Source organism: Palleronia abyssalis (assembly GCF_900302445.1).
Lineage (GTDB): Bacteria > Pseudomonadota > Alphaproteobacteria > Rhodobacterales > Rhodobacteraceae > Palleronia > Palleronia abyssalis.
On record NZ_ONZF01000001.1, the window covers coordinates 65,379 to 79,760 of the forward strand.

The 14,382-nt window shown below is 62.5% G+C and carries 10 protein-coding genes; 4 read left to right on the forward strand and 6 right to left on the reverse strand.

The features are described 5' to 3' along the window. Window positions 1-67 precede the first annotated feature (67 nt). Both ligA and recG read left to right on the forward strand, forming a co-directional pair. Window positions 68-2,209 (forward strand): NAD-dependent DNA ligase LigA, encoded by a 2,142-nt coding sequence (gene ligA, locus PAA8504_RS00340; RefSeq protein ID WP_181375650.1) that lies wholly within the window; start codon window positions 68-70, stop codon window positions 2,207-2,209. Beyond that, the gene (gene recG / locus PAA8504_RS00345; protein WP_108892191.1) at window positions 2,206-4,290 is read left to right on the forward strand and encodes an ATP-dependent DNA helicase RecG; all 2,085 of its coding nucleotides are present in this window, start codon (window positions 2,206-2,208) and stop codon (window positions 4,288-4,290) included. The genes ligA and recG overlap by 4 nt, the downstream gene beginning before the upstream one ends. Before the next feature lie 354 nt (window positions 4,291-4,644). Here the strand turns inward: recG and PAA8504_RS00350 are convergent, their stop codons facing one another. Further along, a complete protein-coding gene (locus PAA8504_RS00350) occupies window positions 4,645-5,094 on the reverse strand; it encodes an iron-sulfur cluster assembly scaffold protein (protein WP_108892192.1) in 450 nt (149 codons plus the stop codon). A 73-nt stretch (window positions 5,095-5,167) separates the two neighbouring features. On the opposite strand from PAA8504_RS00350, the gene hisI reads away from it, so the two are divergent. Beyond that, the gene (hisI, locus tag PAA8504_RS00355; RefSeq protein WP_108892193.1) at window positions 5,168-5,539 is read left to right on the forward strand and encodes a phosphoribosyl-AMP cyclohydrolase; all 372 of its coding nucleotides are present in this window, start codon (window positions 5,168-5,170) and stop codon (window positions 5,537-5,539) included. On the opposite strand, the gene gluQRS is transcribed toward hisI, so the two are convergent. From gluQRS to gyrA, 3 genes are all read right to left on the reverse strand, one after another. Then, window positions 5,505-6,365: a tRNA glutamyl-Q(34) synthetase GluQRS gene (gene gluQRS / locus PAA8504_RS00360; protein WP_108892194.1), complete on the reverse strand. Its 861-nt coding sequence runs from the start codon at window positions 6,363-6,365 to the stop codon at window positions 5,505-5,507. The two genes, hisI and gluQRS, sit on opposite strands and share 35 nt — an antisense overlap. Then, entirely contained in the window at window positions 6,347-7,702 is a 1,356-nt protein-coding gene (gene trmFO, locus PAA8504_RS00365; protein WP_108892195.1) for a methylenetetrahydrofolate--tRNA-(uracil(54)-C(5))-methyltransferase (FADH(2)-oxidizing) TrmFO, read from the reverse strand. The genes gluQRS and trmFO overlap by 19 nt, the downstream gene beginning before the upstream one ends. Before the next feature lie 68 nt (window positions 7,703-7,770). Continuing rightward, window positions 7,771-10,503 (reverse strand): DNA gyrase subunit A, encoded by a 2,733-nt coding sequence (gene gyrA, locus PAA8504_RS00370; RefSeq protein ID WP_108892196.1) that lies wholly within the window; start codon window positions 10,501-10,503, stop codon window positions 7,771-7,773. A gap of 187 nt (window positions 10,504-10,690) precedes the next feature. Here gyrA and PAA8504_RS00375 point away from each other — a divergent pair, with 187 nt between their 5' ends. Next, window positions 10,691-10,954 (forward strand): usg protein, encoded by a 264-nt coding sequence (locus PAA8504_RS00375; protein WP_108892197.1) that lies wholly within the window; start codon window positions 10,691-10,693, stop codon window positions 10,952-10,954. On the opposite strand, the gene trpE is transcribed toward PAA8504_RS00375, so the two are convergent. Next, complete coding sequence (gene trpE / locus PAA8504_RS00380; RefSeq protein WP_108892198.1) at window positions 10,951-12,462, reverse strand: anthranilate synthase component I; 1,512 nt, start codon at window positions 12,460-12,462, stop codon at window positions 10,951-10,953. The two genes, PAA8504_RS00375 and trpE, sit on opposite strands and share 4 nt — an antisense overlap. Then, the gene (locus PAA8504_RS00385) at window positions 12,462-14,321 is read right to left on the reverse strand and encodes a SurA N-terminal domain-containing protein (protein ID WP_108892199.1); all 1,860 of its coding nucleotides are present in this window, start codon (window positions 14,319-14,321) and stop codon (window positions 12,462-12,464) included. The genes trpE and PAA8504_RS00385 overlap by 1 nt, the downstream gene beginning before the upstream one ends. Window positions 14,322-14,382: the final 61 nt, after the last annotated feature.

The following is a 14,382-nucleotide window of genomic DNA, read 5'->3' on the forward strand; positions in this document are numbered from 1 at the left end:
TCGGGTGGACGTCACGCCCGACGCGGCCTAGAATCCAGCCTAGGCGGATCGCAAAAAGGATGAGGACGTGGCAGCGGAAGAGGGTGCGACCGGTAGTATTGCGGTTGACGTTCTGACCGAAGACCAAGCCAAGGTCGAGTTGCTGCGCCTCGCTGACCTGATTTCCGAGGCCAACGCAGCTTATCACACCCGAGACGCCCCCGAAATCAGCGATGCCGACTACGACACGCTGAAGCGGCGCAATACCGCGATAGAGGTTCGGTTTCCGGCGCTGAAACTGGAAGACTCTCCATCTGAGCGAGTTGGTGCCGCACCGGCTGCGCCATTTTCCAAAATCCGTCATGCGCAGCGGATGATGTCCCTTGATAATGCATTCTCGGCCGAGGATGCCGCAGATTTCGTTCGGTCGATCCGCAGCTATCTGGGCATTGCCGAGGATGTCGAACTGGCGGTCACGGCCGAGCCAAAGATCGACGGCCTGTCGCTGTCGCTGCGATACGAAGGCGGTCGCCTCGTGCATGCCGCCACCCGTGGAGACGGCGCAGTGGGAGAAAACGTAACGCGCAATGCGCTGACTCTGAACGATATCCCGGAAAAACTGATCGGCGCACCGGAGATCCTGGAAGTTCGGGGAGAGGTCTATATGGCCCACGCCGATTTCGCGGCGCTCAACGCCCGTACCGAGGCGCAGGGGGGGAAGACATTCGCTAACCCGCGCAATGCCGCTGCGGGATCGCTGCGCCAGCTTGATCCGGCGATTACGGAAAGCCGACCATTACGGTTCTTCGCCTATGGCTGGGGCGAACTTTCGGCTCCCCTGGCCGGAACGCAGGTCGACGCCTTGGCGCGGTTGGCGGATCTGGGTTTTCCGATCAACGATCTGACACGGCGCTGTGAAACAATCGACCAGATGCTTGATCATTATAAGCTGATTGAAGAACGGCGCAGTGCGCTGGGGTATGATATCGACGGCGTCGTCTACAAGGTGGACGATTTGGACCAACAACGCCGACTTGGATTTCGGTCAACGACACCCCGTTGGGCGACCGCGCACAAGTTCCCGGCCGAATTGGCATGGACGCGCCTGGAACGGATCGAGATCCAGGTCGGCCGCACCGGAGCATTGAGCCCGGTAGCTCGGCTTCAGCCCGTGACGGTCGGTGGGGTCGTCGTCTCGAATGCCACGCTGCATAACGAGGATTACATCGCGGGCCGCGACTCCCGCGGCGATCCGATCCGAGATGGGCAGGATATCCGCGAGGGGGACTGGGTTCAGGTTTACCGCGCGGGGGATGTCATTCCAAAGATTGCCGCGGTGGACGTAAGCCGCCGGCCGGAGGATGCCGCGCCATTCATGTTCCCGGAGACCTGTCCGGAATGCGGCTCCGCAGCCGTTCGGGAAGCGGGGGATGCGGTTCGACGCTGCTCGGGCGGTCTGATCTGTCCCGCGCAGGCCGTCGAAAAGCTGAAGCATTTCGTATCGCGTGCCGCGTTCGACATTGACGGCTTGGGCGCAAAGCTGGTGGAGGAGTTTTACCGCGACGGTTGGATCACCGAGCCTGCCGAAATTTTCACCCTCAAGGAACGGTACGGCCCCGACCAGCCCCGTCAGTTGAAGAACCGTGAGGGGTGGGGTGAAACCTCTGCGCGCAACCTTTTCGAGGCAATAGACGCGCGCCGTTCCATCCCCCTGAACCGCTTTATCTTCGCATTGGGGATTCGCCACGTGGGGGAAACGAATGCGCGTCTTCTTGCACTGCACTACGGATCTTGGCAGCAATTCCGCACGGGGATGGAAGAAGCATCCGCGCAAGACGGACCAGCCTGGGACGATCTTATGGCGATTGACGGGGTTGGAACCGTTTTGGCCAAATCCTTGGTAACGACCTTCGCGCAAGAAAACGAAATGGCCTCGATCGACCGCCTGATGCGACTGATTACGGTAGAGGACGCCGATCTTCCACAGCTTGAAGACAGCCCCGTTGCCGGCAAGACGCTTGTTTTCACAGGGACTTTGGAAAAGATGAGCCGCCCTGAGGCAAAGGCCAGGGCGGAAGCCCTAGGAGCGAAAGTCTCCGGCTCGGTCTCGGCAAAGACGGATCTTCTTATCGCAGGACCCGGAGCCGGGTCGAAGGCAAAGAAAGCTGCCGATCTGGGCGTCGATGTGATCGACGAAGACGGGTGGCTGACGCTGATCGGCGGGGCATGAGCCGCCCGGAAATCCTGTATCCGCTGTTTGCGGATCTGACCACCCTGCCGGGTATTGGCCCGAAAGGCGCGCAGGCATTGGCTCAGATGAAGATCACGACACCGCGTGACCTTCTGTTCACGTTGCCACATTCCGGAATTGACCGCAGCTGCGTCTCGTCGATCCGCGAGGCAACGCTTCCCGCCACGGTCACGGTCGAAGTCACGATCGGTCGTCATCGTCCGCCAGCTGGCCGTGGTCCGACCCGGATCGAGGTGGAAGATGCACGAACCGGATTTCAACTGGTATTTTTTCACGCGCGCGGCGATTGGCTGGAACGGATGCTGCCAACCGGGCACCGCCGGATCGTTTCCGGCAAGATCGAACTGTTCGACGGGATCGGCCAAATGGCGCATCCCGATTATGTCCTCCGGCCCGAGGAACGCGACCAGATCCCGGACTTCGAACCCGTTTACCCCCTGACCGCGGGACTGACGCAGAAAACTATCGCCAAATCGGTATCCGCCGCGGTCGACAGGGCGCCGAAACTGCCGGAATGGTCCGACCCCGGTGTCATGGCGCGGGAGGGTTGGCCCAACTGGCGGGATGCCTTGCTGCTTGCCCATGCGCCCGAGACAGATCACGATCTGTCGGCCTCGGCGCCAGCGCGGATGCGTCTGGCCTATGACGAGTTGTTTGCCCACCAGCTGACCCTATCGCTGATCCGCGCCGACCGGCGCGCCCGGAAGGGACGGGCGAGCGTGTCAACGGGACGCTTGTCACGGCAGATCCGGGCGGCGTTGCCATATCGACCGACGGCCGCCCAAGAGCGCGCCGTATCCGAGATCACGCGCGACATGGCCTCTGATCAGCAAATGGGGCGGCTTCTGCAAGGCGATGTCGGATCGGGAAAAACGCTTGTTGCGCTCATGGCGTTGGTCGCGGCGGTCGAGGCGGGCGGGCAGGGCGTTCTGATGGCCCCGACGGAGATCCTCGCCCGGCAGCATTTCGAGAGTCTTGCGCCGCTGGCCCAAGCGGCAAATGTTTCGCTGGCCCTTCTGACGGGGCGCGACAAGGGGGCGGACCGGGGCGCGAAACTACAGGCGCTGAAGGCAGGTGAGGTCGGAATCCTCATTGGGACCCATGCGGTGTTCAGCGCGGACGTCGAGTTCGCCGATCTTCGCCTGGTAATCATCGACGAACAGCACCGCTTCGGCGTCAGCCAAAGGCTTGAGCTGGGCCGGAAGGGGGATCGGCCCGATACTTTGGTGATGACCGCAACGCCGATCCCGAGATCCCTGAGCCTGGCGCAATATGGGCACATGGACGTGTCTATCCTGGATGAGAAACCGCCGGGTCGCACACCGGTTCAAACGGCACTCGTGTCCTCCGAACGCTACGACTCCGTCGTCAACAGGTTGCGCAGCGCGATTGATGCGGGGAGGCAGGCATATTGGGTCTGTCCGCTGGTCGGCGAAAGCGAGGTCAGCGATCTGACAGCGGCAGAGGAACGTTTCAAGAGATTGCGTGCCGTGCTGGGGGAAGATCGGGTCGGGTTGGTGCACGGCCAGATGCCATCGGCCGAGAAAGATGCCGCGATGGCGCAGTTCGCCGCGGGCCAAACGGACGTTCTGGTGGCAACGACGGTGATCGAAGTCGGTGTGAACGTCCCCAACGCATCCATCATGGTGGTGGAAAGGGCGGAAATTTTCGGGCTCTCCCAATTGCACCAGTTGCGCGGCCGGGTCGGCCGCGGTGCCGAAGCGTCGACCTGTCTTCTGATGTTCGACCCCGCGCTCAGCGAGACTGCGCGGAGACGGCTGGAAGTTCTGCGCGAGACGGAAGACGGTTTTCGGATCGCAGAAGAGGATTTGGCAATCCGCGGTGCCGGCGACGTTCTGGGCCATGCACAATCCGGACTGCCAAGGTTTCGGATCGCAGATCTGGAGCGGCAGGCGGGGCTACAGGCGACGGCGCAGTCCGATGCACGCCGCCTTCTGGATGCCGACCCCGCCTTGGAGACTGACCGTGGCCGGGCCGCACGAACGCTTCTGTGGCTGATGGAGCAAGACAAGGCAATCGGCCTAATCCGCGCCGGATAGCGCCGTTTGTATTCGTTTCGTTCTCAAAAAGTTCTTGCCAAATGGTTAAGGGCGTGAGAACAAAGTGGAAACGGATATGAAGGAGGGCCACTATGATCCACACCGCAACCCAAACGCTCCGCCGTTCGGACACGCTGCTGGAAGATTTCATGGGATGCGCCGCTTTGGCGATCTTCCTTATTGCGGGCCTCCACCTGCCGCTTCTCTAGGCTTCCCTGCCTGCGTTAGATCGCATTCGGCACCCGGGCCACGCGCAGACACCCGTATGCGCCGAAGCCGGATCAGCCTCGATCCTGTCGATTGCAAAGACGCATTCCTGCCGCCGCCATCTTCGGATGAGCGGCGGTTTTTTCATTATGCAGTAGCATTTTCCTCGGCCGCCGCGATCGCCTCGGCCGTGGCGTCCAAGGTCAACATGATGGACGCGTGCCGATTCTTATAATCTCGGGCAGGCATGAGAACTTCCAGGCCTTGGAACGGGGCTGTCGGAACGGCACCTTCGCTTGTCAGCATCGCTTTAAGCTCGTCCCGCGCTTGTTCGACTTCCGCCCGGGTTCGTCCCACGATCGAGGCACCGACGACGGACGCGGCCGCTTGGCCCAGAGCGCAGGCCTTCACATCCTGGCCAAAGGCGGTCACCCGCCCACCGTCCACCGCGACATCCACCGTTACGGTCGAACCGCATAGGGGAGAGCGTTTGCGCACGGTGGCATGCGGCACGTCCAGTCTGGCGGTGTGCGGAATTTCCGCGGCCAGTTCCAGAATGCGGCCCGAATAAAGCTTGATGAGATCGCTGTCGGCCATGGGTTCCCCTCGTCGTCGCCGCCTCTTATCTAGGGGCCGCACGATCCCACGCAAAGCCCCGGAAAGGTCGCAGATGTTCGATCCCGCGAATTTGACGTTCGACGCCAACGGCTTGGTGCCGGCTATCGCACAGGATGCCGAAACCGGAGAGGTTCTGATGCTGGCGTGGATGAACGCCGACTCGATTTCGCGCACGCTGGACACCGGGCACGTCACTTACTGGAGCAGGTCCCGCCAAGCATTCTGGGCCAAGGGGGAAACGAGCGGGAATCGTCAGCACTTGATCGAGATGCGGATCGATTGCGATCGCGACTGCCTTCTGATGCTTGTCAGGCAGGACGGCCCGGCGTGTCATACAGGCCGTCGCACCTGCTTTTACACGGCAGTCCGCGACGGGGCGGAAGTCGAGCTCATGACGCCGATGGAAGACCAACCAAGCGCCTGATGTCCGCGGGCGTTGCTCCCGTGTCGCGATAGGCTGCGATGGACCTGGCGTCATCTCGTTTGGCGAGCCGTTTTCCCGTGTCATCCCGTATCAGTCGGTGATGGTGGTATATAGGGGATCTCAACCCCAGAAGGGATTGGAGCAAAACGTGAATTGGAGTCGCGTCGAACAGATCAAGACCGCGCACCACATGCGATATGCTCTGCGCTGAATCGTCGAGGACGACGGACAGATGGTAACTTGTCCCCATGTCCCGCCGTGCGAGCACAACATCCCCGATCATTCGCAGCATATGCTCAGCATCCAAAGCGATCCGCCCGGTCCCTGCCGCGCCGGTTTCCTCGAACGCGATCTCGGGAACGAGGGCGAGCGCGCGGTCCATATGCAACCTTATCGCCGAACCTTCATACGGATGATCGGCGTGTTTGCACGTGCCCGGGTATACGATGCCATCCGGTCCCAACATCGGCGCCCCCTCCTGCGGGGCAGCCGCGGCCTCGCGGATGTCACTGCGATTGCAAATACATGCGTAGGTCAGCCCACGTTCGGCCAATCTGAGAAGCGCTTCTCTATATGCTGGCGCCCTATCGGATTGCCGCACAACAGGGCGCGGCCATGACAGCCCCAGCCATGCCAAGTCTCGCTCGATCTCACGTTCCCATTTCACCCGCGACCGGCTGCGGTCGATATCTTCAATCCGCAAAACGAAACACCCGCCGTGGGCTCTCGCCATATCGAACGCGGTCATGGCCGAGAACGCGTGCCCGAGGTGAAGCGGGCCCGTCGGGGACGGCGCAAACCTCGTGATCACGCGGCGTCGCGACATCCCGCCGCGTCCAGCCACGCGGTCCAATCGGCCTTGGCGCGATCGGTATACGCCTTGTAGCGAGCAGGGCGATTGCGTCGGCCGCCCTTCAGATCAACCGGCGGAAAGAGACCAAAATTAACGTTCATTGGCTGGAACGTCTTAGCGTCAGCCCCGCCGGTTATGTGGGTTACGAGGGCGCCAGTGGCCGTTGTCGATGGAACACTGGGCACGTCTAGGCCCAAAAGCTCAGAGGCGGCGAGGCGTCCGGCAAGAAGCCCCATCGCGGCGGATTCGACATAGCCTTCGACGCCGGTGATCTGTCCGGCAAACCGCACGTTGGGCTTCGACCTCAGGCGCAGACGCTCATCCAGTAGCGTGGGTGAATTGATGAACGTGTTTCGATGAATACCGCCAAGCCGGGCGAACCGAGCCTCGGTCAATCCTGGAATCATCCGGAAAACAGAAGTTTGCGCCCCATACTTCATCTTGGTCTGGAAGCCGACAATATTATACAACGTTCCCAATTGGTTGTCCCGCCGCAGTTGAACCACCGCGTGAGCTTTGGTTTCGGGGTCATGCGGGTTCGTCAGCCCGACCGGTTTCATGGGGCCGTGCCGCAAGGTTTCGCGCCCACGCTCGGCCATGACCTCGATCGGCAGGCATCCGTCGAAATATCCGGCGGTTTCACCCTGTTTGAACTCGGTTTTCTCAGCCTCGAGAAGCGCGTCAATAAAGGCCTCGTACTGATCGCGCGTCATCGGACAGTTGATATAGGCCGTCCGTTCTTCCTCGGTCTCACCTTTATCGTAACGAGACTGGCGCCAAGCGAGATCCATGTCGATGGAATCAGCATGGACGATAGGGGCGATGGCGTCGAAAAAGGCCAGCTGATCGGCGCCGGTCTCGGTCCGGATGGCTTCCGCCAAAGCGCCCGATGTCAGGGGGCCGGTCGCGACGATCCATGACCCCTCGGAGGGGATTTCAGTAATCTCAGAAGGTTGAACCGTGATGTTTCCATGGGACTTCAGCGTCGCTGTCACTGCCTCGGAAAAGGTATCTCGGTCGACAGCCAAGGCTCCGCCCGCAGGCAGGCGATGCTGGTCGGCTGTTTGCATGATCAGGCCACCGGCCTGGCGCATCTCCCAGTGAAGAAGACCGACCGCGTTCTGTTCATCGTCGTCCGAGCGGAACGAGTTCGAACATACCATTTCGGCCAAGTTGCCGGTCCGATGTGCGAAGGTCCCAGTATTCGGCCGCATCTCGTGAATGACGACCCGGACTCCCATCTTCGCGGCTTGCCACGCCGCTTCGGACCCGGCCATTCCGCCGCCGATGATGTTCAGAACGTGCGTCATGTCAGCCTCCGCATCGTGCAGTCGCGCTATGAGGTGCCTCGGTGCAATCCACGCTCCAAGGGCCAAAGCTACTCTTCAACGGTATCATCCTCGGCCTGTTCGGCAATCCACGCGACCGTGACGACTTCTTCGCCTTCGCCGGTCTTGAACACGCGCACGCCGCCCGCGCCGCGCGACCGGAACGAGATGCCGTCGACCGGTACGCGGATCGATTGACCGCGCGACGTAGCGAGCATGATCTGGTCGTCCATATCAACGGGGAAAGATGCGACCAAGGGTCCGCCGCGCATCGCTTTGTCCATCGCCATGACTCCCTGACCGCCGCGCCCGCGAACCGGATAATCATGGCTCGAACTGAGCTTACCCATGCCCTGCGAAGTCACGGTCAGGATCAGGTCTTCGGCGGCTGACATCTCGGCGTAGCGTTCCTGGCTGAACTCCTGCGCCTCGGTCGTGCCGTCGTCCTCGTCGGCCTCCGGCTCCTCGGTCACGCCCATCATCGCACGGCGCATCTTGAGGTAGGTCTGCCGTTCTTCCGGCGACGCCTCGAAATGGCGGATCACGGCCATTGAGACCACGCGGTCCCCGTCGGCCAGGCGAATTCCCCGAACGCCGGTTGAATCCCTGCCTTTGAAGACGCGCACCTCGACGGTCGGGAAGCGGATCGCCCGCCCGAGCGCTGTGACCAGCATCACGTCATCGGCTTCCGAGGCGATCCGGGCGTTCACCAAGCTGACATCCCCGTCTTCGGGCAGCTTCATCGCGATCTTGCCGTTGCGCATGACGTTGGTGAAATCCGACAGCGCGTTGCGACGCACTTCGCCCGCCGACGTGGCGAAGACGATTTGGAGTTCGCTCCAGTCCTCCTCCGGCCTGTCGACGGGCATGATCGCGGCAATACCGGTGCCCGACTGCAGGCCCGGGATCACGTTGTTCAAGGCCCGGCCCCGCGACGAACGCGAGCCTGCGGGAAGCTGCCAGGTCTTTAGCTTGAACACCATGCCGGTCGTGGTGAAGACCAGAAGCGGGGTATGGGTATTGGCGACGAACAGCGTGGTGACGACATCGTCGTCCTTCAGCGCCCCGCCGGACACACCCTTGCCACCCCGACGCTGCGACCGGAAATCGGCCAGAGGGGTCCGCTTGATGTATCCGGTGGCCGTGACGGTGACGACCATATCCTCTCGCTCGATGAGGTCCTCGTCCTCCATGTCGCCGGCCCAGTCGATGATCTCGGACCGGCGGGGCACGGCGAATTGCTCGCGCACCTCGCGCAGCTCGTCCGAGATGATCGCCATGATCCGTTCGCGCGACCGAAGAATATCGAGGAAATTCTTAATCTTGCCGGCCAGTTCTTCAAGCTCGTCCGTAACTTCCTGTACGCCGAGTTGCGTCAAACGTTGCAGCCGCAGCTCGAGGATCGCGCGGGCCTGCACCTCGGACAGGTTGTAGGTTCCGTCCTCGTTGACGGTATGCCCGGGATCGTCGATCAGCCGAATGAACGGGGCGATCTCCGCGGCGGGCCACCGACGCTCCATCAGGCGGAAGCGGGCCTCGGGCGCATCGCGCGAAGACCGGATGGTCTGCACAACCTCGTCCACGTTCGAAACAGCGACGGCCAGGCCGCACAAAACATGCGCCCGCTCGCGCGCCTTGCGCAGTTCGAACGCGGTGCGGCGGGCAACAACTTCTTCCCGGAAGGTGATGAAATGCGTGAGGAAATCCCGGAGCGTCAGCTGTTCGGGACGGCCGCCATGCAGCGCCAGCATGTTACAGCCGAACGAGGTTTGAAGGGGCGTGAACCGGTATAGCTGGTTCAACACGACATCGGGCGTCGCATCCTTGCGCAGTTCGACCACCACGCGCACGCCGACCCGGTCGGATTCGTCCTGAACGGCCGAAATGCCTTCGAGACGCTTTTCCTTGGTCAGCTCAGCGATGCGCTCGATCAGCGCGGCCTTGTTTACCTGATAGGGGATCTCCTCGAAGATCAGCGCTTCACGGCCCTTCGAGACCTCTTCGACCCGGGCCTTGGCCCGAATAATGACCGAGCCTCGCCCTTCCAGATACGCTTTGCGCGCGCCCGAACGCCCGAGGATCTGCGCCCCGGTCGGGAAGTCGGGAGCGGGAATGATCTCCATCAGGCGTTCGGTCGACAGGTCGGGGTTCTCGATCAGCGCCAGCGTACCGTCGACCACCTCGCCCAAGTTGTGGGGCGGGATGTTCGTGGCCATGCCCACCGCAATACCGCCCGCGCCGTTGACCAGCATGTTCGGAAAACGCGCCGGAAGGACGGTGGGTTCAAGGTCCTTGCCGTCGTAGTTATCCTGGAAATCCACCGTCTCCTTCTCGATATCGGCGAGAAGGGCCTGGGCAGGTTTGTCCATGCGGACTTCGGTATAGCGCATGGCCGCGGCGTTATCGCCGTCCATCGAGCCGAAGTTGCCTTGGCCGTCCAGAAGCGGAAGGGACATCGAAAAGTCCTGCGCCATCCGCACCAGCGCTTCGTAGATCGCAGAATCGCCGTGCGGGTGGTACTTGCCCATTACGTCGCCCACGGGGCGCGCGGACTTGCGGTAGGGCTTGTCATGCGTGTTGCCGGTCTCGTGCATCGCATAGAGGATGCGGCGGTGAACCGGCTTCAGCCCGTCGCGCAGATCGGGAATCGCGCGGCTGACGATGACGGACATTGCATAATCCAGGAACGACGACTGCATCTCGTCAACGATCGAAATCGAAGGACCAGAGGGGCGCGATGCATCATCTTCGGGCAGTTCGGGGGGCTCGGGCGTGTCGCTCAACGGGGGGCCTTTCCGGTGGGATTTTCCCAGATCTTGTTGCTTTTCACTATATCAGCACATGGATATGGTGAGCAATCGGAGTCTCGGCATCAGTTTGGCAGCACTTCGGATCGACTGCCAATAGATTGTTTTTATTGATTTTTAATCCTGCTTTCGCACTCTGAGTGCATTGGCAAGGAGAGCAGCAATGACAGAAGGCGAAATGCTACTGAAAGGGTATGGCGTGACAACTGCGGAGTTCTTCTATCGCATGCCCGATTACAAGCATGTCCTCAACACGTATGTCTGGCAGGATTACGATCTGGCGCCCGATCATCCGAAGCTTTTCGACTTCATCGAATACTGGCAGCGCGAGATCGAGGGGCCGCTCCATTCCGTGCGGTACACGCACCGGAAGCTTCTGGCGCCCGGTGAATGGCGACATATCACCGGGGAATTTACCTTGCACTAGCGATTGCCGTTGCCGGTGAATCGACCAGCGTCCTCGGCCGCGCGGCGGATGGCGCCCGCCTTGTTCACCGTCTCCTGGAACTCGGCTTCGGGGTCGCTGTCGAATACGACGCCACCGCCCGCCTGGAAATACAGCTTGCCGTCCTGCACCACCGCGGTGCGCAGGGCAATGCACATGTCCATGTCGCCGCCTGCGCTGAAATAGCCCAGTCCGCCGCCATAGATGCCGCGCTTCTCGGGCTCCAGCTCGTCGATGATCTCCATCGCGCGGACCTTCGGCGCGCCCGAGACAGTGCCCGCCGGCAGGCCGGCCAAAAGCGCGGACAAGGCGTCCTGATCCTCGCGCAGCTCGCCCACCACGTTCGAGACGATGTGCATGACGTGGGAGTAGCGTTCGATGATGAATTCCTCGGTCGGGCGCACGGTGCCGATCCGGGCCACGCGGCCGACGTCGTTCCGCCCGAGGTCCAGAAGCATCAGATGCTCGGCCCGTTCCTTCGTGTCGGCCAGCAGGTCCGCTTCGAGAGCGCGGTCTTCTTCCGGGGTTTTGCCGCGGGGACGGGTGCCCGCAATGGGGCGCAACGTGACCTCGCCTTGCATGACGCGGACGAGGATCTCGGGCGAGGCGCCGACAACCTGGAAGCCGCCAAAGTTGAAGTAGAACATGAAGGGCGACGGGTTCGTGCGCCTGAGGCTTCGGTAAAGCGAAAAGGGAGGAAGGGGAAAGTTCTGAGTCCAGCGTTGCGACGGGACGACCTGAAAGATATCGCCCGCCGCGATATACTCCTTGGCGCGTTCGACGATCCGCAAATAGTCCGCGCGGGCTATGTTCGACGTGGGATCGGGCAGGGCGTCCGTATCCCCGAACTCGCGCGCGTTTCCGGGCATCGCGCGATCCAGATCATGCAGTGCGTCCATTACCCGCTCGCCCGCCTGGGCGTAAGCGGCCCGCGCCGATTGTCCGGACGCGACCCAGGCCGGTGCGACGATCGTGACCTCGCCCTTGGCCCCATCCAGAACGGCCACGACAGACGGCCGCAGCATCAGGGCGTCGGGCAGACCCAGCGGGTCGGGGTTCACATCGGGCAAACGCTCCACCAACCGGATCATGTCGTACCCGAGATACCCGAACAGGCCGGCGGATGCGGCTGGCAGATCGACGGGCAGGTCGATGCGGCTTTCCGCCAGAAGTTCGCGCAGCGCATCCAGCGGTGGCGCATCCATGGCCTCGAACGCGGTATCGTCAAAACGCGCTTGGCGGTTCACGCGGCTCGTGGTGCCGCGGCACTCCCAGATCAGGTCGGGCTTCATCCCGATGATGGAATATCGCCCGCGCACTTCGCCGCCGGTGACCGATTCCAGCATGAACGTGTCCCGTGCAGCCTGACCGAGTTTCAGCATTAACGAAACAGGGGTGTCGAGATCGGCCGCGATACGGGCATAGACAACCTGGTTGCGGCCCGCGTTATAGCCGCGCTCGAAACCGGCGAAGTCGGGAACCAGCTGCATCAGTTCATCTGCGACAGCACCGCATTCACTGCGGACTGATTGAGCGAAATGCCCTTCTGAGCTTCCAGCGCCGAGGTGAAGGCCGCCGTGATATCCTGGGCTATGCCTTGGCCGGCGGCCGTGCGCACGCCTTCCTTGATAGCCACCGCCTCTTCGGTGGCGCCCCCGGGAACCGACACGGCGTCGACACGGACAAGAACGGCGCCATCCTGTCCCGACACGACTGTCGAGTCGCCCTCCGGCAGGGTGAAGGCGAGCTCGATCAGATCGGCGGGCTGGCCTTCGAGGAACGCGTCGCGCAAAAGCTCCGTCTCTCGCCGAACCGTGGCCCCAAGCTGGTCGGCCGCGGTGCCTTGCGAAAGCGCGTCTCGCGCGGCCTCGGCTTGCTCCACCAGACGGGCGCGGCGCGCTTCGACTTCCCATCCGGCCTCGACCTCTGCACGCACCGCATCCAGCGGCTGAAGCTCAGGCTCGAGGATCTCTTCGACGCGGAGGGCGAAAAGCCCCCCGTCGGACAGTTCCTCCAGTTCCGGAAAATCGCCGGGTTCGGCGTCCAGAGCGGCCTCGCGGAATGCCGCATAGGCGTCGATATCCGCACCGGCTTCGCTGGCCTCACCGGGGGACCATACGGTTTCGCCCAGCGTGAACTCGGTCTCGTCGGCGATCTCTTCCAGCGTCGCGCCACCAGCCAGCAAATCTTGAATCGGCTCGATCCGGCCTTCGATGGCGCGGCGGCCTGCGGAAAGGGCGACTTCGGCGCGCAGCTCGTCCTCTACATCTTCGAACGGTGTTTGTTGCGCCTCCAGGATGGCGTTCACCCGGAACAGCGCAGGACCGAGCGGCGTGGGCGCGGGTCCGGCGATGCCCGGATCGTCAAGCGCGAAAACCGCATCAGCGGATGGGCCCAGATCGGCGCGGGACACGTCCCCGAGGTCGATATCCGAAAGGGTCAGGCCTCGATCCTGAACCAAGGTCTCGAAATCGGTGTCGCCCGCCTCGATGGCGTCAGCGGCCTGCCGTGCGGCTTCGTCGTCGGGAAACACCAACCGCTCCACGAGGCGGCGTTCGGGCTGGTCGTATTGTTCGGTGCGTTGCTCATAGAGGTTCTGCACGGCCTCGTCGCTGACCTCGACGGTTTCGCGCATTGTCTCGGGCGACAGCCACACGTATGTGATGCGCTTGCGGCGGGGCAGAGTGAACGCATCTTCATTTGCTTCATAGTACTCTACCAGTTGCTCCTCCGTCGGCTCCGGCAGATCGCCTTCCAGCGCATCCGGGCCAAAGCTGACCAGGGTCAGGTCGCGGGTTTCCCTGGCGTATTCGTAAAGCGCATCCACGAACGTCGCGGGCGGTTGAATGCCCGAGATCACGGCACCCTGAAGCAGCGAGCGGGCCGTTTCATCCCGAAGCTGCGCCTCGAACTGGGCGACGGATAGCCCGTTCTGTTGCAGGGCGAAGCGGTATGCCTCGCGGTCGAACCCGCCATCGGCGCCCTGGAACGCCTGAATGTCCTGGATGGATCGGGCGACTTCCTCATCGCCGACCGACAGGCCCAGATCGTCCGCCTCGTCCTCCAGCGCCGCGAGGGCGATCAGGCGTTGCAACACGATGCGGTCGATGCCCATCTCGCGCGCCTGGGCGATGGGGATGTTCTGCCCCGTCTGCCCTTCGAACGCGCGGATTTCCTGCTGGAGCTGCCGGGCATAGCGATCAAGCCCGATCTCGGTATCACCGACGGTGCCGACCACCCGGGTCGAGCCGCCGAAACTCGTCGCACCGAACCCGGCCAGCCCGACGATCAGAAGCAGCATCACGACCCAGATGACGCCACGTGCGATCGGGTTCTTTTTCTCGGCCATGGCGCGGACACCCCTTGGAAAGTTCGGTTCCGGTGGGGTTTAGGCGATGGACGGACCACCC

Bases quoted from the DNA above. Each gene is read 5' to 3' on its own strand.
- recG (WP_108892191.1), top strand. From the start codon at position 2,206: ATGAGCCGCCCGGAAATCCTGTATCCGCTGTTTGCGGATCTGACCACC.
- PAA8504_RS00350 (WP_108892192.1), bottom strand. From the start codon at position 5,094: ATGGCCGACAGCGATCTCATCAAGCTTTATTCGGGCCGCATTCTGGAA.
- hisI (WP_108892193.1), top strand. From the start codon at position 5,168: ATGTTCGATCCCGCGAATTTGACGTTCGACGCCAACGGCTTGGTGCCG.
- gluQRS (WP_108892194.1), bottom strand. From the start codon at position 6,365: ATGTCGCGACGCCGCGTGATCACGAGGTTTGCGCCGTCCCCGACGGGC.
- trmFO (WP_108892195.1), bottom strand. From the start codon at position 7,702: ATGACGCACGTTCTGAACATCATCGGCGGCGGAATGGCCGGGTCCGAA.
- PAA8504_RS00375 (WP_108892197.1), top strand. From the start codon at position 10,691: ATGACAGAAGGCGAAATGCTACTGAAAGGGTATGGCGTGACAACTGCG.
- trpE (WP_108892198.1), bottom strand. From the start codon at position 12,462: ATGCAGCTGGTTCCCGACTTCGCCGGTTTCGAGCGCGGCTATAACGCG.
- PAA8504_RS00385 (WP_108892199.1), bottom strand. From the start codon at position 14,321: ATGGCCGAGAAAAAGAACCCGATCGCACGTGGCGTCATCTGGGTCGTG.